Here is a 17,540-nt window from a genome sequence, read left to right as displayed (position 1 = left end):
GTCCGGTGCAGGTGTGTCCGTCCGGGGCCGTCCACCGCACCTCGACCGACACTCGGCTGCCATCACTGAAACGCGTGGCCACCCCGTCCGACCCAGTGCTGACGACGACAGCCGCGACCTCCCGACGCTCCACCCGTTCCCCCTTCCACGCCCCGGTCAGCCACCACCGCCGTCACCACGCCCACGGCAGCACCGCCCAGCAGAGCCAGCGCCCAGGCGGCGAGCAGCACCCAGGCTTCGACGAGATCGCTGGTCCGCCGCAGCGGGCTGCGCCGCCACAGGGTCACGGTCGTACGTCGGCGTCCAAGCCGCCCCTTCGCCATGAGCCGTCACCCCCTCACGACCACCAGCACGTCACCACCAGTGCCCTCCCAAGAGCTGGCCGCGCCTCCGGTGAAGGAGCCGCTGGTCGCACGGAGCGCGTGGTACTCGTTTGCCGCACTGGGCGAACGAGTACCGGCCTGGGCAGGAGCGAGTCAAGACCCGAGAAGGCCGAAAGCCCTGTCCCGGCGTCACTCGTGCTCACGCAGGAACCGGTTCTGGTAGGCGTGGGCCCTGCGTCGTGTGGACCGTATGCTTCGGGTGGCGGCGGACTCGATGCGCAAGGTCTCGGGGTGCGCGGGCATCCGCCGTCGGTCCCGGCGGACGAGCACGGCCGTGCAGACCGCGACGATCAGCGCGGCGGTGGCGAGGGGGACAAGGAAGGACGTCATCACTGTTCCTTGGGCTCGGCCGCGTGTCGGGCCTTGGGGTTGGCGAGCAGGTTGCGCGGGTCCGTCACACGGGTGATGGCCGATTCCACGGCGGCCACGCGGTCGGCGAGCAGGCCGAGCGCGGCGACAGCCCGGGTGAGGGGGTCTTCTGCCGGGCCGCCGAGGGCCTGCGTGCGGACATACGCGGTCTTCAGCTCGGCCCAGCGCGCCGCCTGCGCGGGCGCGAGCGTGCCGCGCAGCTCGGCGAGTTTGAGCAGGTTGGCCTCGGCCCCGCTGGTGAGAGTCTGGGCCTCTGCGGCGAAGTGGTCGTCGATGACCGCGGCGAGTTCGGCGTCGTTCATGACCGGGCGCACACGCTGGGCGATTTTGTTCATGGTGCGATACGAGCCCTGGAGCCGGAACGGCGGCTCGATGCGCGTGGCGTCGGACTGCGCGGCGGACGCGATATAGGTGGCGTTGACCGCGAGAACCGTCTCACGCGCGGTGAGCAGGTGGCGCAGTACGGCGACGATCTGTTCCACCTCGGCGGGCGCATAGGGGTACGCGAGCTGGTCCGGTCGGGCCGAGGGGTCGGCGGTGGCGAGCCGGACGAACAGGTCGAGGTCGCCGCGGTCGCGCCCGGCGAGCGGGGCGAGCACGGGGTTCGAGGTGAGCGCGTTCTCCAGGAAGCTGTACGCGAAGGCACCCTCCTTGCCGGTCAGGACGTCGCCGAGGTTCCAGACGTCGGCGCGGTTGGCGAGCATGTCGGGCACGCGGAAGCGCTCGCCGGACTCGGTGTAGGGGTTGCCCGCCATACAGACCGCGAACCGCTTGCCGCGCAGGTCGAATGTGCGTGGCTCGCCGTCCCACACCCCGTCCACGCGCCGGGTGGCGTCGCACAGCGGGATGAACTTCTGCAGCAGCACGGGCGAGGTGTGCTGGATGTCATCGAGGTACAGGAGGGTGTTGTTGCCCGCCGCCAGCGCGAAGTTGATCTTCTCGATCTCGTGGCGGGCCGTGGCGTTCGGTGCCTCGGCCGGGTCGAGCGAGGTGACGGTGTGCCCGAGGGCCGGGCCGCTGACCTTCACGAGCATGAGGCCGAGGCGGTCGGCGACGTACTCCATCAGTGTCGTCTTGCCGTAGCCGGGCGGGGAGACGAGCAGCAGGAGACCGCCCGTGTCGGTGCGCTTGGTCTCGCCCGCGGTACCGAGTTGCCGGGCGAGGCTGTCGCCGACGAGCGGCAGGTACACCTCGTCGATGAGCCTGCCTCGGACGAAGGTGGCCATGGAGCGCGGGCGGTGGTCGTCCAGCCGGAGGCGGGTGCGTTCGGCGGCCACCAGGGCGGTGCGCCGGCGCTGGTGGGCGCGGAAGGCGGGCACGTCCCACTCAGCGAACCGCTTGGTCCGGGCGAGGAACTCGTCGATCCGCAGGGTCAGGCCGCGGCCGGTGATGAGCGGATGCGTGCCGAGCAGTCCCGCGACCGTGGTCACGGTCGAGGCGTCGGACCCGTAGCGGGACAGGTCAGGGCACAACTCGGCGGCCACCGCCTCGGCCAGGTCTCCGGCGGCGGCCTCCGTGCCTGTGGCGGAGACGTACGCCGACAGCCATGCCTCGGCCAGCTGGCGACGGTCGGCGAGGTCGTCAAGGGCGGCCATGTCCTCGTCGTACGCCGAACTGTCCACAGTGAGGCGGAACTTGTCGAGCAGCGTACGCGTGCCGACGCTGAGGACGAAGCCGTCGGGGCCGGTCGTCAGCTCCTCGAAGAGGTACGACGACGCCGCCGCCGCGTCCTGCCCGGACCATGCTCCGATCGCCCGGGCCAGCTCCTCCTCCAGGTCGGCGATCGCGGGCGCCAGGCCGAACGTGTCGCGGGCCCGGGCGAGGGACACCGCCCGCCGGGTCCACGTCGCGCACGCCTCGGCCGTGGTGCCGTGCGTCCAGAACAGCTGCGCGGCGGCGCGGGCGGCGGGCTCGTGGCGCAGCGGTCCGGCCTGCTCATACAGAGGGAGGAGCGCGGTGAGGATCAGCGTGGCGTCGTGGTCGTGGACGCCACGCTCGTAGCCCTCGTCGTACGCCTCTTCCGCTGCCTTGCGGACGAGTGCAAGCAGGTCGTCGGTCAGCGCGAGGGCGGCCGGTCCGTGTTCGGTCAGCAGGCGGGCGGCGAGGTGTTCGGCGCGGTAGACCTCGGGCGACTCCGACGGCAGGTGGCGGTCCCAGTAGGGGCGTGTGGCGGCGAAGTCCGGGTCGGTGACCGGGGAGCGGTAATCGGTGCCGGTCAGGGCGAAGGAGAGGCCATCTCCGTGCGGGACCAGGGTGAGGTCGAGTGGCTGGGTGGTGACGGCGAAACGGTGGGTGCCCAATCGGAGGGTGCGGCCGCCGTCGGCGTACAGATCGGCGCGGTCACGCAGGGCACGGGCCGCCTCATGACGCGCGGCCTTCAGGCGGCCGTCGAGTTCCTCCGCCCGTACCGGGGCGCCGAGTTCGCGCAGTTCGTCGGCGGTGCGGCGGACCTTTGCGACCATGGGGTCGGAGGCGAAGTAGGCGGAGACCACGTCGGCGTCCGCGAGCGTGGCCGCGCGCCGGGCGATCGTCTCCAGGACGCGGGCGGTGGAGGCCCCGAGCTGCTCGGCGCGGCGGGCACGGGCGTCGAGGAGGCTCTGCTTGCGGGCGGAGAACGCCTCGTAGACCTCGGTGCGCTTGTCGGCAAGCTCGCCGAGGAAGTCGTCGAACTCCGCGAAACGGGACTCCAGGTTCTCCAACCGAACCAGCGAGCGGGCGAGTTGCTCGTCACACGCCTCGGGGCTGTCGGCCGCCGCGAGCGCGCCGGTGACGGCCTGGCCGAGCAGCGCGAACTCGGCGGCGAACTCGGCCCGTCCCTCGCTGTCACGCAGGGTGCGGCGGCGGGCATCGAGGAGGGCGCGGGCGCGGTTGACGCCGCCGAGTGCCTCGGCGGTGCGCTCCAGGACGGACGTACGGACGGTGGCGTCGCCGATGTCGAGGCCGGCGACGACCTCGGTGACCGTGCGCAGCGTGTCGGCGAGGTCGTCGAGCCGGAACGCGACGGGCTCCGCCTCGGCCACGCTGCCGATCGACTCGGCGTCCGCGGCCAGCTGCTCGACGTCGGTGTGGTGCTCGGCGAAGGCGTCCTCGCGGGCGAGGAAGGCGACGGCCCGCTGCCCGAACGAGGCGAGGTCCGCCTCGGCCTCGGTGGCAAGTTCCTCGATGCGGTCGGCGTCGGCGTACCGCATCTCCTTCAGGGTCAACAGATGGCCCTGGGCGTGTCGCAGTTCGCTCAGGCCGCTCACCCAGGCAGCGGCACCACGCGGCGCCTCACCTCGCAGCCGGCGCACCACCGCCGCCAATCTGTCCGCGGCCTCGGCGAGTGCGTCCGCGGCCTGACGGGTCAGCGCCTGCACGGTCCGGAACTCAGCGAGCACTTGCTCGGCCGTGGCTCGTACGGCGTCCAGTGGGGCACGCAGGTCGCCGAGTTCGGCCTCGCCCAGCCAGTGGTGGTTGTCGGCTGCCCGGACGCAGGCGGCGACCAGCGCCTCGTACACCTCGACCGTCGGCGCGGTCTCGGCGACCGAGCGGCTGATGGACAGACAGTCGGCGATACCGCGAACCAGGTCGGCGTTGCCCACGCGGCCCAGCGGGCCGGTACCCGTGGGGGCGGCGTAGGTGTCGGAGACGTAGGGGGAAGACCACAGCTGGATCGGATGGACTCGGGCAGGCTCCTCGCCCTCGGCCCGCAGCAACATCAGGGTGCCGTCGTCGAACAGAGCCCAGCTCTGGCAGGGCAGCGGCGCGGCGCCCTCCTTGCGGATCATGTTGTACGACAGCAGAAGGCTGCGTCCCTCGGCACGCGTGTGGAAGGCGTAGAGGACGTCCTCGCCGTAGGGCGAGCGCACCTCGCGTTCGAACTCCAGGTCGGTCGCGTCGAGTTCGTACGTCTTGTGGGTGCCCGTGGCCAGGCAGTAGCCGCCGGGGAACACGATCCCCTGGTCCTCGGGCAGGCGGCGGCACGCCTGGCCGATGCCGTCGAGGCGGACCACGGTCCTGGTGAGGGTGTTGAAGACCAGATAGCGGTGGGCGTCCTCCCTGTAGGGGAGGATCCGCAGCAGGATCAGCGCGCCCACGCGCGCGTGCGCGATGTCCGCGTCGGCGAGGGACTGGAGTACCTCGTCCACAGGCTCGCTGTGGAGCTCCGCGTCCTGCTCCGTGGTAACGGTGAGCGTGCCGCCCACCGTCGAGACGAACACCTCGCCCCCAACGGAGACATGTGGGTGACGGCCCAGGACATGGTCCTCGCGGGTCGCCTCCGCCCAGGCGAAGTCGTGGGAGGGCGCGATTACGTGGTCGCGCTCCCCGCGCGCGTCCAGGAACGTCGCCTGCCCGTCCTCGGTCAGTGTCCAGCGCAGTACCCGGATGTCGTCGGTCGTGTCGCCGGTCTGGAAGACGGCCAGTAGCCTGCCGTCGACGCGGCGGAGCCGAAGGAGGCGGGCCTGACGGTAGTAGCGGTGCAGAGCCGCGAACTCCCGTACGAAGCAGGGGTCGTCGAGCAGGCCCGGTACGGCGTTCTCGGGCAGGCGCTCCAGGTCGCGGTCGTACAACGCAAGGACGTCTCCCACCTGCGGATCGGGCCGACCGGCGTTGTATCCGAACAGCAGGCGGTTCCCGACCGGGACCACGTCCCTGGGCACGCACGGGTGCTCGGTCCGCAGCGGGCCCGTCCCCGTGAGGTCGAGCCGCGTGGCACCGAACTCCTCGACGCGACGGGCGTTGAGGAGTTCGGCGCCGCGGGCCAGCTCGGCGGCCTGGGCGGTGAGCCGGTCGCGCAGCACCTCGTACGTGCCGGTGTCGAGGGCGTCGTACGACGTCGTCTCCAGGGCGGTTGCCATGGATCGTGCATCCCTTCAAAAGTCGCGGCCCGGAGCTGCCGTCCCCTGTGCGGCAGCTCCGGCACCGCGGGTCATCAGGCCCTGGCCTTGCCGTTCAGGGCGGTGAGCGGGGTGTCCGCGAGGCCCAGCTCGCCCGCGCGGTCGAGGAGCTGCTGCACCTGGCCGGCGTCGGTGCCGCCGGACTTCATCAGCTTCATCAGCAGCGCGGACACGGTCAGGTTCTGTACGTCGGACGTCGAGACCGAGCCGAGGATCCGGCTCAGGTCGTCGGTGAAGCTCGACGTACCGTCCAGCCACGGCTTCGCCAGGGCCTGCGCGGTCCCGGAGTGCTCGACGAAGCCGTCGACGCCCTTGCCGAGCGCGATCGCTCCGACCAGCCGGTCGAAGAAGACCGAATCGCCGCCGACGATGTCGATGTCGGCGTTCTCCAGCCCGGTCGCGAGCACCGTGGCCTGCGCCTCGGCGACCTGCCGCTGCACGTCCAGGCCGGCCAGCCGGATCTCCTTCTCCGCCTGCAGCCGCAGCCGGTACTCCTCGTGACCGCGGGACGCCTCGTCCAGGGCAGCCATCGCCGCCGCCTTCTCGGTCAGGCCGGCCGCCTCCGCCTTCAGCTTCTCGCCGATGGCCGTGGCCTCGGCGAGCGCCTTGGCCTGGGCACCCTCGGCCTCGGCCCGCAGCTGTGCCTGGGTGCCTTCCGCCTCCGCCCGCATCCGGGCTTCGGCGGCGGCCGCCTCGGCACGGCCGGTCTTCTCGATGACCTCGGCCTCCTTGTAGCGGACCTGGACGGCGGCCAGACCTTCGGCGGCAGCCTCCGCCTGGACGCCCTCGGCCAGCCGCAGCTTGGCCCGTGCATCGAGGTCGGCCGTCTTCATCCGCGCCTCGGCCAGGGTGAGTTCCTCGGCCGCGCGGTGCGTGGCGGCCTGCTCGGCGGCCTCCGCGGCCTTGATGTCCTTGACGAGCTTCTCCTGGGCCTCCGCCTCGGCGGCGATGATCACGGCCTGGCGGTCGCGTTCCGCCTGCTCCACGGCACGCAGCTTCTTGATGGATTCCTCCTGCTCGGCGACCGTACGGTCCACAGCGACGCGCTCGCGGATGACCTCGGCGATGTCCCGCTTCTCCGCCTCGACCTCCTTCTCGGCGGCGATCTTCGTCAGCTGCGTCTCGCGCTCGCGTCCGATGACCTCCAGCAGGCGGTCCTTCTCGATGCGCTCGTTCTCGACGGCGATGACCCGCTCGCGGTTCTTCTGCGCGACAGCGACCTCACGGGCCTGGTTCTCGCGCTGCACCCCGAGCTGCTCCTCCGTGCGCAGGAAGGCGCTCTGCGCCCGCAGCCGCTCCTCCTCCACCACCCGCGCGGTCTCGGCCTCCTCGCGAGCCCGGGAGGTCTCGATCTCCCGGCGCTGCTTGATCTCGGCGTCCGCCTGCCTGCGCTCCAGCTCCAGGATCGTCTCGCGGGCGTCGACGTTCTGCCGGGTGATCTCCTTCTCCTCGGTGCGCTGGGCCTCGTTGGTGCGCACGTGTTCCACGGCCGTCAGCTCGGTGATCTTGCGGATGCCTTGCGCGTCGAGGACGTTGGCCGGGTCCAGTTGTGACAGCGGCGTCTGCTCCAGGTAGTCGATCGCCGCGTCCTCCAGGTGGTAGCCGTTGAGGTCGACGCCGATCAACTCGATGATCTTGTAGCGCAGTTCCTCGCGCTTGGTGTAGAGGTCGGTGAAGTCCAGCTGCTTGCCGACCGTCTTCAGCGCCTCGGAGAACTTCGCGTGGAACAGGTCCTGCAGGGTCTTCTGGTCGCTCGCCCGTGCGGTGCCGACCGCCTGGGCGACCTTGATGACGTCCTGCACGGTCTTGTTGACCTTCACGAAGAACGAGATCCGGATGTCGGCGCGGATGTTGTCCCGGCAGATCAGCCCGTCCCGCCCTGCCCGGGTGATCTCGATGGTCTTCACCGAGATGTCCATCACCTCCGCCTTGTGCAGCACCGGCAGGACGACCTGCCCGGTGAAGGTCACATCGACCTTCCGCATCTTTGAGACGATCAGCGCCTTGCCCTGCTCCACCTTGCGGAACAGCCGCGAGACGGCCAACAGTGCTGTGACAACGAGAAGCAGGCAGACAGCGGCGAGCACGCCGACGACATTCATGGCATACGTCCTTGATGCGTAAGGCAGTTGAAGTAGGAAGCAGGGCAGGGCCCTGACGGAGGTGAGCCGCGGCTCAGCCGGTGCGATCGCCAGCCGTGCGGCGGGCGGACCCGGGTTCGTCGGGGAAGAGGCGGTGCAGCCGCCGGACGAACAGACAGGACAGCCGCCAGGCGACGAACAGCGCGGCCACCGACCCCACCGGGCGCAGAACCCCGCTCACGACTCCCGCCGGCACGAGCGCCGCGAGCAGCGCTGTCGCACCGACGCCGAGAAACCAGGCGAGCACCGTCAACAGGGACAGCGCGACCCCCACCGGCACCCCGCCCATCCCCCACGCGTCCAGGTCGAGATCCGCGTCGAAACTACCGGAGCGCATAACGCCGACCGCGACCAGCAGCCAGAAGAACACGACCACGACGAGGGCGGCAGTGAAGAGGATCAGGGGAAAGCCGGTGGCGGCCTCCACGAGCGTCCGCATCTTCCGACCCCCTCCCCGTATACAGCGCATATGGACGGCGCACTGCCTCCGCTCGGGCCCCGGCCCGGACACCTGCCGGTGCCCGGCACCGGAACCGTCCGCAGTGCTCCCCGCACGGCATGATGCACGGCCGATGTGCGGCCGCGCATTGCCGGTTCCCGGCAGTGTTCATTAGGGTCTGCATGCCGGTGAGCCGCTAAGAAACCATCACCGGGACATCAAGATTCGGGGGACGGCGTGACGGAGCGGGAGATACCCGAGCAGTATCTGGACGGTTATGCCCGGATCCTGGCCGAGGTCTCGGCCACCGGCCGTCGACTCACCCGCGAGGAGATCGAGTCCCGGCGCGCTCTGGGTGAACAGGCCGCGGACGCCGGCCACGGCCTGCGCGCCCTGGTAGGAGCCCACCTCGCCGCAGCCCGCGCCGCCTGGCCGGACACACCGGGATCGGCCGACAGCACACTCGCCGCCGTACAGCAGGTCGTCGACGCCTTCGCCGAGGGCTACGAACGCGCCCAGCGTCTCGCCGTGCGCCAGGAGGAGGCCGCCCGCCGGGAGTTCATCGACGACCTCCTTTACGGCCGCAGCGACCTGGGCCGCCTCGCTGAACGTGCCGAACGCTTCGGTCTGCGCCTGTCCCACGCCCACGCGGTCGCCGTCGCCCAAGGCCCGGCAGCCTACGACGAGGGCAGCGCGGTGGCCCGGCAGGTGGAGCAGGCCCTGATCACCCGCTTCGGCAACCGCAGCGTCCTGCTCACCACCAAGGACGGCCGGCTGCTGTGCATCGCCCCCGGCCACGAGGACGAGGTCCTGCCCTACTTCGCCAAACAGGCGCACGCCGCCACCGACGGCGGCCGGGTCGCCATCGGCCGCCCGCAGCCCGGCCCCGGCGGAGTCGTGCAGTCGTACGAAGAGGCCCTGAGCGCCCTGGAGATGGCTGAACGCCTCGGCCTCGACGACCCGGTCCTGCGCGCCACCGACCTGCTCGTGTATCCCGTCCTCACGCGCGACCGCCAGGCCATGGCCGACCTCGTGGTGAACACGCTCGGCCCGCTCACCACTGCCCGAGGCGGCGCCCAGCCCCTCCTCGACACCCTCATCGCCTATTTCGACTCCGGCTGCGTCGCCGCCGAAGCCGCCCGCCGCCTCTCCCTGAGCGTAAGGGCCATGACGTACCGCCTGGAACGCATCCACCAGCTCACCGGTGCCAACCCCGCCGACCCGGCCCACCGCTACATGCTCCAGACCGCCGTCATCGGCGCCCGACTGCTGGACTGGCCCGCCAAGGAGCTCTGACGTCAGCGCCCGGGAGGCGGGCAGGCAGCGCGGCGCCACCGAATACTGCCGAGGCCCGGCATGGTCCGACGAGGTCAGGGCCTGCGACCATCGGCCCGGCGTGATCGAGCCGAGGAGTGGCGATGAAGTGGTTCGTGGGAGTCGGTATGACGCTGGGCCTGGCGCTCGTCGTCTACGGGGCCCTGTGCATGCGTGCGGGGTGGACCTTTCCCTGGGCACGCAGCCGCGTCACGCGTCCCTGGGTCCACGGACTCGGCGCCCTATTCATCGGCGTGCCCTGCCTGGTGCAGTGACTGTTCCACTTCGGGATCACGCCCAGCCTGTCCTGGGAGATCCGCTTCTTCGGCTCGAACGCCTTCACGCTTACCGGGCTCGGCCTCCTCGCGGTCAGCCGGATGCTGCCCAGCAAGGGCACATCCCCTCGACGCTGATCAGCCAGCGGGCCACCAGGACTTCGGTGTTACGGCTGACGAGACGGCCGACACCGGTGGTCTGATTCGGGCGCGTGTTTCCCACCTAGTGAGGGAAATCCAACGATCAGCCAAGGCGACCGCGCGGCCCGTCAGGACCCAGCCGTCGCATACGCGATCGCGGCGGCCCTGCGAGCCCTGCACACGGAATGCGCCGAGTGACCGGAAGTGGTACCAGCCGTGCTCACTGCGCGATGCGGCCCATCTCCGTGGTGAAGAGCACGGGGTCACTGTCGAAGCCCCGGATCATCTCGTGCAGTTCCCACGCCCCGGTCGCGTTCCTGGTGAACTCGGCGACCGTCGCGGCCGTGGCGTCGGCGACCCGGCCGAAGTCGTCCGCCAGCAGCTGCCGGTATCCCTCGATGACGACCACCCCCGCGTTGGACATGTCACCGAAGGTGCGGGGGCCGCTGTCCTGGTGGATGGCCACCCCGACCACCACCCGCCCGTAGACGGATGACAGCCGCTCGAACTCCAGCTCCATCACCTCGACAAACCCGAAGCCCATGCCGGTCTGGCTGTGCCGGCTCATGTTGATGGTGCCGTCCGGCGATCGGCTGGCGTAGTGCACGACATACGCCGGCCGCCCGTAAGGATCGTCCGCCGGGTACGTCGTCGCGATGATGTCGAGGTGCCGAGGCGGTTCCCCGTACGGACTCGGATCCCACCGGAGCCGCACCTCGACCTTGCCCAACCCCTGGCCCCCACCACTCACCTTGCCACTCCCCTCGGGACCATCGCGAGACCTTCCTGCGTGGTCAAGTATGTGTTCCCAACGGCGCTTTGACGCCTCCTCAGCGGTCTTCCTCGGGGCACCGACATCGTGCTGCCTCACAGTGACCGTGTTGGCGCGCCGGCAGCATGCTTGCTGACTGGTGGCGCTGCATCCGCCTCAGACTGCCGAGGAGGCGGGCCTTTTCTTTTCGCCTCCGCCGCCTTTTCGAAGCCGATCAAGTGCTCGCCCTGGCCGTCAGTCGGGGCGTCACTAGCCCCCGCGCCCGGGCGCGGGGGCCCACGGCGAGATCCGTCAGTGACTGGGATCGGCATCAGGCGGCCGTCTTCTTGGGCGCGGCGTGACTGAGGCCAACGGGAATGTGGCCTTGGCCGCCGATTGTGCATGATCGGTCCGCACGTCAGCACCCGCCACCTCTGACGGCGTCGAGATCGGCATGGTCGGTCATCAGGTGAACCTTGGCTCGTCGCGCTTCGCGAGATGAGCCGTCCTGCCGCGCGCAAGCGACGGCTTGGAACACAGTGGCCACGGTGTATTCACCCAAGAACCCAGGATCCGACGGCGAGGGCGGTGAGGACCAGCAGGACGGGGCCCAATGGCAGGCCGCGGTCGCGGGGGAAGACGGAGCGGGCGGGTCGCAGCTCTGGGTGCGCGTGCAGGGCGGTGACCTCGTCCACCATGCGGACGTACGACGGATACAGGTTGAGCCGACGTTCCGCCTTCGGCAGGCCCACGCCCGAAAGTTGCCAGGTACTGCCGTCCGACATGGTAATCAGCACGCTCCCTTCCGCTGTGTACCGGGCCGCTCGCAACCGTTCCCAGGGGACATGCCGTACCCTCCACGCCCCTGTCAGCCATAGCCCCGAACTGTCCGCGATGACACGCCAGTTGAGCTGCTTGGCAGCTGGGCCGAACCACATCAGAAGGCCGGGCAGGAGAACAGCCCGCCAGCCGAAGCCCTCCGTCACGAGCGACTGAGCGATGAAGGTGCTGCCCGCCACCACGCACAGGGCCATGGCCAGGCCGCATGTGCGCGCCAGAGCGCTCGGTCCCCAGTGCAGAGGATGTTCCGCAGGGGGCAAGCGCGTGGGAACGCGGTCCGCCGCGGGTGGACCCTGTGGGTCCGTGGCCGCGGAGGTCGTTCCTGCCTCTTCGGTGGCGGGTGTCGGCCCCGTGCCGGGGCGAGGCAGCCGGACAGGGCTGGTCGTACGGATCACGACCGGCTGGGCGTCCCTGTCGGTGGTGGCGAGGACCAGTTCGCCGCCTTCGTATGGAGAGCCGAACATGACGGCTTCATGCAACCGGGTGTCGATGACGGGCGGCACTTCTTCGTCCGCTTCCTCATGGCCGTGCTCTGCATCGTCCTCGTCCGCGTCGGGCCGATCCGCTGTGAATCGGCCGACGAAGATCGGCGCACGAGCGGCTGTGTCATCTCCCGCGTAGATCCAGGTCCGCCCGTCGTCATCGATGCGTTCCAGCACGCGCAAGGCCGGCACCGGCGCCCGACGCAGGACGGCGGCGCGGCGCCGGGCCAGGAGACCGGTGAGCAGCATGGAGCCCCCGGGCAGGCCGCCGGCCAGGGTGAGCAGCTGCCAGCCGAAGGCGTCGTACGGCTCTGCTGCCAAACGCCGCCACCTCCCGTCCTCCAGTACGGTCACGGTGCTGCCGATGCGGTAATCCTCCGGGTAGGACGCACTGAGGGTCAGGCGCCGGGTGTCGTCGGTGCGCACCCGGACCGACTCCTCGCCCCGTCCGACCACTGTCGCGGTGGTGCGCGCGGCACGATCCGCGCGGTGCTGGTCCATGCGGATGCCATCGAGTCCCTGAGCGACGGCGAAGGCGGCCACCCCGACAAGAAGCAGCCCTGCCGTGATCGGGATCGTCCCGCGCCGCAGTCGGGCGGCCGGGCCGGGCAGTGGGTGCCGGACCCCCGCGGCGCGCTCCACCAAGCCTCGTTGCCGGTGACGGGCGGCGATACGTGCGAAGGCGGCTGCACAGCCGAAGACCAGGGCCACGAGTACGGAGATGTTGGCGACCGCCGCCATATGTCCGTGTCCTGGCAGTTCTACCCGCGCGACGATGACCGCCAAGGCGGGTGCGGTGAGTAGCGTCAGCTCCGGCAGTCGGGCGAGCCAGTACAGAAGCCCTACGGCCAGCCCCGTCTCTGCCATACCGAGCCAGTCCGCACCGCACGGAGCGGCATCTCTGCACGGCCGGTCCGGCGTCGCCGCGTTCGCCCAGACCACGGTGATCAGCAGTGCCCATATCGACCACAGCGGCCGCGCCCAGGGCGCGCCGCGGGCGCGCGTCCACTGGGCAGCATCATCTGAGGACCAGATGGGCGTGCCTGCTGGCACGGAGCCGGAAGGTATCGGGAAGGGAGACTCGGACACCCGAGGATTATGCGGTGCGGCTGGCCGATCGCCATTGTCAGTGTGCGGCAATGTCCTGGGCCCGGATCTGCAGGACGAGCCCCTACCCGCATGGTCAGCACATGACGGTCTGCGGCCTCGTGGCCAACCAGTGCTGGCCTTGGCAGCCATGGTGCTTTTCGCGGGCGGCCTGTACAGCCGTGACACCGGGCCTGCCGACCACCAGCACCGCCGTATACGAGCCCGGGCCGACTCCTCCCCCGGCTCGCTCAGGGGCTGCCGTGGTCGCGGGCGTAGGCGGCCAGGACCTGCTGCCGCGTGCCCCCGGTGTGCAGGAAGCGCTGGTCGAGGACAGTGGCGAGGTCGTCGAGGGCGATGGCGAGCACGGCTGCGGCGCTCCGGGCCTCCGGGCGCTCTGTTCGACTTGTCCGCTCGGCGAGGTCGGCGGCGTAGCCGAGGGTGAAGACCAGCGAGATGTCGCCGGGGCCGTCGTGGAAGTAGTAGGACTCGGGGTATTGGAGGAAGTCCACGCAGGTACGTGCGATATCGGCAGCGAGTTGGCCGAGGACGGCGGCCCCCACGTCGGAGGCCGGTTGCCCAGCTGCCGGATCGGCGCGGCGCAGCTGGGAGATGCGTAGTGCCAGCGCCCGTCGCCGGGCCAGAGCCGGATAGATGCCGAGGATCCAGGAGACGGTGGCGGTCAGCAGCGCAAAGCCGACCAGCGCCTCAAGCGGTGCGATGATGCGCAGCCAGTCGGCGGAGGGTGCGATGTCGCCGAGGCCGAGCGTGGCGACGGTCACCAGTGAGAGGTACAGGGCGTCCACCGGCCCGGAGTGCTCGGACGGTTCCAACGTGCCGGCGAAGGAGAACGCCTCAGGCATGTGCGGCCAGTACACCAGGGCCCAGCCCACGGCCACGGCGCACGCCCAGGTGGCCACCACCGTCACCATGCCGACAGGGCCGGCGAGCCCGGCGGCGCTACTGTTCTTGCGGCCCCGGGTGGACAGCCGCCACAACAGCGACATGACGACCCTGCTCAGGCCCCCGTGCCGGGTGGGATGCCACAGGGTGTGGAACACGTCCCGCAGGATGATCAGTACCACTGCCACGCCGATCAGTGTGACCAGCCATTTCATGGAACCTCCCGGGCTCGCCGGCCTCGGGTCCAGCATGCGGCGGCTCCCACCCGGAGACGATCATCCGCCACGCCCTGTCCGCCGCCCCCAAGCCGATCGGGCCGGAGTTGGTGGAGCAGCAGCCCGCCGCGAAGCGGGTGATGATGCCTGTACGTACAAGTCGGTCATCCCGTTGGCAGGCTCGGCGTAGATCAGGGGCTTCATGGCGCCCGCCACTCTCTGCTGGCATGAAGTCGGTGTCGTCCGCGTCATTGAGCCTTCGCCAACTTGAAGTTGCTGGTCATGGGGCTGGTGTGGGTCGTTGATCGTGTGCTCGTGCAGGTCGCGGGCGCCTGTCTGCGGATAAGATCGTCTGCCAGTGGGCGACCTCGGTGTTGGTCAGCACGAGCAGCGCCCGCAGCAGCGTGGTCGCCGGCGCGCGGATAATCGGAGCTTGGTGAGGATGCGCCAGTTCTTCCGGTTCGGGCGGGCGTTATATCGAGGTCCCTCGCAGAGCTGTCTCTAGGCGCTTTGAGGTCGTGACCGGCGCACGTCAGCTCGGACGGCGTGGCTTGCACCCTCATCTGCTACCGACGACTCGCTGAATGAGATGAGCTATTGGCGCAGATCCCACCGGGATGAGCAAGGAAGGTATACGCCGCGGACAGGTCGCTCTCATGCGTTTGAGCCGTTCGGCCCATGGCCCGGGCGGGTCGGCAGGCCGAGGGTTTTACAAGGCGCTCTACTTGCTCTCGGACTTCGAGGGGAGCCGGCTCATGACAGGACATCCGCACTCTGTCGAGCGCGTGCTTTCCGCGCCCATCGATCTCAACGGGACTGGGCACTACGTGCACTGGGGAGTGGTGCAGCTGTCTGTCGCCAACCTCGTGGTCATCGGGGTGATGCTGGTCGTCTTCGTGGGGGCCCTGCTCCTGCCCTTCCCCCGAGGGCGAGGCCGAGGATGAGCGAGGTGGGCCGAGCCAGCGGAGGCTGGACCGGAGCGGTCCGGCGGCGGGCGGTGCGGGCACTGCCCCCGGACAAGTTGCTGCCGGACACCCAGCCCGCGTACATGGCCTCATGGATCTACGTCTTCGGTGTGCTCACTGTGGCTGCGCTGATCGTCGTCCTGGTCACCGGCGGGGTGCTGGCCCTGAAAGGGCCCGCATGGTGGCACGTCTCGGGGACCGGCAAGTACGTGAACAGCCTGCACCTGTGGAGCGTCGAGCTGTTCATGTTCTTCATGGTCATCCACCTGTGGGGCAAGTTCTTCATGGCCGCCTGGCGCGGTCGGCGGGCCCTGACCTGGGTCACCGGTGCGGTGTGCTTCTTCGCCTCGGTCGGCACGGCCTTCACCGGCTACCTGATCCAGCAGAACTTCGACTCCCAGTGGATCGCCGGGCAGGCCAAGGACGGGCTCAACTCAGTCGGCATCGGCGCGTTCTTCAACGTGTTGGACTTCGGCCAGATGCTGATGTGGCACATCGTCCTGCTGCCCTTCGCCCTGGCCTTGCTGACGATCTGGCACATCCTGCTGGTCCGGCTGCGCGGGATCGTGCCGCCGATCGACGCCACGCTCGATCCCGCGGACGGACCCACGCTGGCGGCATCGCCATGACCCGACGCCCCTGCAAGCCCCCGGTGCCGGACCCGGCCGCTTTCCCCACCAGGCCCTACGACCTGGTCAAGGAGTTCACGATCGCGCTGGTGGTGGTCGCGCTGCTCACCGCGGGCCTGGCCGCCGTCTTCTCCTCGCCCGACGTCAAGCCGGTGACGCTGGCCTCCTGGTCGAGGGCCGACGGCGCCGACTTCACGGCGACCGCTGTGTCCGAGCTCGGCGGCACCAGCGGCACGGCCGGGTACGGGCCGCCGTACAACCACACGCCGGGCGCGGCGCAGAAACTCGGGCCGGTCGGGCTGCAGAGCGCCGCGGGGGTCCGCATCCCGGTGGACACGGCGAACGACTTCGTGCTGCGCCCACTGCGCGACGCCCCGGAACCACCCGCCGTCAGCGCGGCCCTCGCCACCTGGTCCGCCGCTCCGGCGGCCCGGCACCAGGCATGGACCTCGGCCTACTCCGACGCCCTGGCCAAGGCCGGCGGCGGCACCCCCGCGAAGGGCGATTACGGCCCGGTCCCCGTCCTCGTCGCACGCCTTCTCAGTCTGGCCCGCAGCGGCGCACTGGATGGCGAACTCCAGGCGGAGGGCAAGTTCTACCAGACCGACTACACCCGTCCGCTGCTCTTCCTCTCCGACGGTTCCTACCTGGAGTCCCTTGCCCGTGCCGAGCACCTCGGCGGCGACCAGTGGGGGATGATGAACGAGACCGGGGACTACCCGGGCCAGGCGTGGCTGTGGCTCTACACCTTCTGGTACCAGATCGACCCCTTCAAGTCCTCCGGCAACGCCGACGCCCTTATCTGGGGCCTGATGGCCCTGCTCAGCCTGGGCCTGATGCTCGTGCCTTTCATCCCCGGAGTGCGATGCGTACCGCGCTGGACGCGGGTGCACCGGTTGATCTGGCGCACGTACTACCGCGAACAAGTTGTGGAACGGGACCGGCGGGAGTGATCCCCCGCTCTCCGACGTACGTTCGCTGCGGGTGGTTGCACCGCCGCAACGAACGCCAAGTCACCCAGTGCCCGGTCATTACCCCAAGACCGGGTGAGTGCGGGTGCCGATACATCATCCGCCCAGGCCGCAGCCTTGATCGTCGATCTATGGCATTGCCGCCCACCGTTCCCCATGTCTTCCCGTGGTCCAGTGCGAACGGCATCATGATCTCTCGTGCTGCTGCGCCTGGCCCACCTCGCCGCCACCAACACCTGCGCACTTCTGCGCCTGCTGCCGATGAGCGACCGCGAGAAGGGCATCGAGATTCTGGCGCTCAGGCACCAACTACTCGTCCTTCAACGTCAGATCAGTAAGCCCGCTTTCACCGACACCGACCGCGCGATCCTCGCCAGCCTGCTCCACCGCCTCCCGATGGACACACTGCGCCGCTTCCTGCTTCTGGTACGGCCGGACACGATCCTGCGCTGGCACCGCGACCTGCGCGAGCGACGCCACGCTGCCACCTGTGTGCCCACGAGCCGCGGACGCCCACCCACGATCCGGTCGATCCGCGCCCTGATCCTGCGCCCGGCCAGAGAAGATTCCTGATAGGGCTACCGCCGGATACACGGCGAACTCGCTGCCCTGGGCATCAAGGTTGCCGCCTCCACCGTCCGGGAGATCCTCACAGAACACGGCGTCGCGCCCGCTCCCGAACGTCACAGCACGACCTGGGCCGGCATCCTGCGTAACCAGGCCGAGGCGCTGCTCGCCTGCAACCTGTTCGTGGTCCGG

The 17,540-nt window shown here is 70.0% G+C and carries 13 protein-coding genes; 6 read left to right on the top strand and 7 right to left on the bottom strand.

Annotation, left to right across the window (positions count from 1 at the left end):
• Positions 1 to 512: 512 nt before the first annotated feature.
• The 4 genes from ACZ4EG_RS19185 to ACZ4EG_RS19170 form a co-directional block, all read right to left on the bottom strand.
• Complete coding sequence (locus tag ACZ4EG_RS19185) at positions 513 to 713, bottom strand: hypothetical protein (RefSeq protein WP_467791395.1); 201 nt, start codon at positions 711 to 713, stop codon at positions 513 to 515.
• Positions 713 to 5,590: a DNA repair ATPase gene (locus ACZ4EG_RS19180; RefSeq protein ID WP_467791394.1), complete on the bottom strand. Its 4,878-nt coding sequence runs from the start codon at positions 5,588 to 5,590 to the stop codon at positions 713 to 715. Before ACZ4EG_RS19180 ends, ACZ4EG_RS19185 begins: the two co-directional genes overlap by 1 nt.
• Positions 5,591 to 5,664: 74 nt before the next feature.
• Entirely contained in the window at positions 5,665 to 7,731 is a 2,067-nt protein-coding gene (locus ACZ4EG_RS19175) for a flotillin family protein (protein ID WP_467791393.1), read from the bottom strand.
• A gap of 73 nt (positions 7,732 to 7,804) precedes the next feature.
• Positions 7,805 to 8,209: a hypothetical protein gene (locus ACZ4EG_RS19170; protein ID WP_467791392.1), complete on the bottom strand. Its 405-nt coding sequence runs from the start codon at positions 8,207 to 8,209 to the stop codon at positions 7,805 to 7,807.
• Between the two features lie 237 nt (positions 8,210 to 8,446).
• Here ACZ4EG_RS19170 and ACZ4EG_RS19165 point away from each other — a divergent pair, with 237 nt between their 5' ends.
• Entirely contained in the window at positions 8,447 to 9,505 is a 1,059-nt protein-coding gene (locus ACZ4EG_RS19165) for a PucR family transcriptional regulator (protein ID WP_467791391.1), read from the top strand.
• Between the two features lie 122 nt (positions 9,506 to 9,627).
• The gene (locus ACZ4EG_RS19160) at positions 9,628 to 9,798 is read left to right on the top strand and encodes a hypothetical protein (protein WP_467791390.1); all 171 of its coding nucleotides are present in this window, start codon (positions 9,628 to 9,630) and stop codon (positions 9,796 to 9,798) included.
• Between the two features lie 361 nt (positions 9,799 to 10,159).
• Here the strand turns inward: ACZ4EG_RS19160 and ACZ4EG_RS19155 are convergent, their stop codons facing one another.
• From ACZ4EG_RS19155 to ACZ4EG_RS19145, 3 genes are all read right to left on the bottom strand, one after another.
• Positions 10,160 to 10,690, bottom strand: a complete 531-nt coding sequence (locus ACZ4EG_RS19155; protein ID WP_467791389.1) for a TerD family protein — start codon at positions 10,688 to 10,690, stop codon at positions 10,160 to 10,162.
• A gap of 554 nt (positions 10,691 to 11,244) precedes the next feature.
• On the bottom strand, positions 11,245 to 12,879 hold the full coding sequence (locus tag ACZ4EG_RS19150; protein WP_467791388.1) for a hypothetical protein: 1,635 nt from the start codon (positions 12,877 to 12,879) through the stop codon (positions 11,245 to 11,247).
• Between the two features lie 470 nt (positions 12,880 to 13,349).
• A complete protein-coding gene (locus tag ACZ4EG_RS19145; protein ID WP_390712630.1) occupies positions 13,350 to 14,216 on the bottom strand; it encodes a potassium channel family protein in 867 nt (288 codons plus the stop codon).
• Positions 14,217 to 14,971: 755 nt separating this feature from the next.
• On the opposite strand from ACZ4EG_RS19145, the gene ACZ4EG_RS19140 reads away from it, so the two are divergent.
• The 4 genes from ACZ4EG_RS19140 to ACZ4EG_RS19125 all read left to right on the top strand — a co-directional run bounded on the left by ACZ4EG_RS19140 (position 14,972) and on the right by ACZ4EG_RS19125 (position 17,354).
• Complete coding sequence (locus ACZ4EG_RS19140) at positions 14,972 to 15,160, top strand: hypothetical protein (protein WP_467791387.1); 189 nt, start codon at positions 14,972 to 14,974, stop codon at positions 15,158 to 15,160.
• Positions 15,161 to 15,165: 5 nt separating this feature from the next.
• Positions 15,166 to 15,810 (top strand): cytochrome b N-terminal domain-containing protein, encoded by a 645-nt coding sequence (locus ACZ4EG_RS19135; RefSeq protein ID WP_467791386.1) that lies wholly within the window; start codon positions 15,166 to 15,168, stop codon positions 15,808 to 15,810.
• Complete coding sequence (locus tag ACZ4EG_RS19130; protein ID WP_467791385.1) at positions 15,807 to 16,763, top strand: hypothetical protein; 957 nt, start codon at positions 15,807 to 15,809, stop codon at positions 16,761 to 16,763. The genes ACZ4EG_RS19135 and ACZ4EG_RS19130 overlap by 4 nt, the downstream gene beginning before the upstream one ends.
• A 216-nt stretch (positions 16,764 to 16,979) precedes the next feature.
• Positions 16,980 to 17,354 carry a hypothetical protein gene (locus ACZ4EG_RS19125; RefSeq protein ID WP_467791384.1) on the top strand — a complete coding sequence of 125 codons (375 nt, stop codon included), beginning with the start codon at positions 16,980 to 16,982 and terminating at the stop codon, positions 17,352 to 17,354.
• Positions 17,355 to 17,540: the final 186 nt, after the last annotated feature.

Source organism: Streptomyces sp. NPDC025638 (assembly GCF_055558775.1).
Note: the sequence above shows the minus strand (reverse complement) of the source record. Positions and strands in the feature narration are given on the sequence as shown.